This window comes from Yersinia aldovae ATCC 35236 (genome assembly GCF_000173735.1).
GTDB classification, from domain to species: Bacteria; Pseudomonadota; Gammaproteobacteria; order Enterobacterales; family Enterobacteriaceae; genus Yersinia; species Yersinia aldovae.
The window spans coordinates 1-1,187 of the sequence record NZ_ACCB01000097.1 but is presented as its reverse complement, the minus strand read 5'-3'; the positions used below and the strand labels follow the sequence as shown (position 1 = coordinate 1,187).

Genomic DNA, 1,187 nt, shown 5'->3' with positions numbered 1-1,187 from the left:
GTCCACTCCCCCTAAAATGAGACAGCTATAATTAGATTTTCTGCCTTTACCTTTGCAGAGGTCAAAATGAAAAAAGCACGCTTTACTGAAACTCAGATCGTTAATATCCTGAAACTGGCTGATTCAGGTATAAAAGTTGAAGAAATTTGCCGTCAGAACGGAATTAGCAGTGCCACCTACTACAATTGGAAATCTAAGTATGGTGGGATGGAAGCTAATGATGTTAAACGATTAAAAGAGCTTGAAGAGGAAAATACTCGTCTCAAAAAATTGTTTGCTGAAGTCAGTCTTGAAAATCATGCCATGAAGGAGCTTTTTGCAAAAAAGGGTTGGTAATAACCGAGAAAAAGTCCTGTGCCGGATTATTAACGGCTTCAGGCCTGTCGGTTATTACAGCTTGCAAACTGACCTCTTTATCGCGGGCCTCTTTTTATCGGCGCGGTACTGACTGGCGAGAAAAAGATAAGGTCGTTATCGATGCCATTCAGGCTGTGTTGTCTGAGTCGCCTCAGGCTGGTTTCTGGAAATGCTATTATCGTCTCAGATTTAAAGGGTTTATCTTCAACCATAAACGTGTTTATCGTGTGTATTGCCGGTTAGGTTTAAACCTTAAACGCAGGATCAAAAAAACGCTGCCAAAACGTGAGAATAAGCCGTTATCAATTGTGAATCTGCCTGATATTCAGTGGGCACTGGACTTTATGCATGATGCTCTTTACTGCGGTAAGCGGTTCAGAACACTAAATATAATTGACGAAGGAACGCGTGAATGTCTGGCCATTGAAGTTGATACTTCTTTACCGACAGACCGGGTTATCCGTGTACTTGATCGACTGAAAAAAGAACGTGGGTTACCTCAGCAACTCAGAGTTGATAATGGCCCAGAACTGATATCAGTTAACTTATTGAATTACTGCGAATATAATCACATTACACTGTGCCATATTCAGCCGGGTAAACCACAACAAAACGGATTTATTGAGCGTTTTAATGGCTCATTTCGTCGGGAGTTTTTGAATGCTTACTTGTTTGAATCATTAAGCCAAGTCAGAGAAATGGCTTGGTTCTGGCAACAGGATTATAACCTGAATCGTACACATGAAAGTCTGGGGCATCTTCCCCCGGAGACATACCGAAAACAGCTAGAAAACTCTAATCAGGACTGTCTCAGATAACGGGGAGTGGAC

Annotated in this window: 1 protein-coding gene; it reads left to right on the top strand. The window is 41.7% G+C overall.

Translation table 11 applies throughout. The features are described 5' to 3' along the window. Positions 1-66: 66 nt before the first annotated feature. Positions 67-1,175 (top strand): IS3-like element ISYal1 family transposase gene (locus tag YALDO0001_RS22685; RefSeq protein ID WP_086016827.1). Its coding sequence is split into 2 segments (ribosomal slippage): positions 67-319 and positions 319-1,175, totalling 1,110 coding nucleotides; the frame shifts between segments, so codons are not numbered across the junction. The last annotated feature ends 12 nt before the right edge of the window (positions 1,176-1,187 follow it).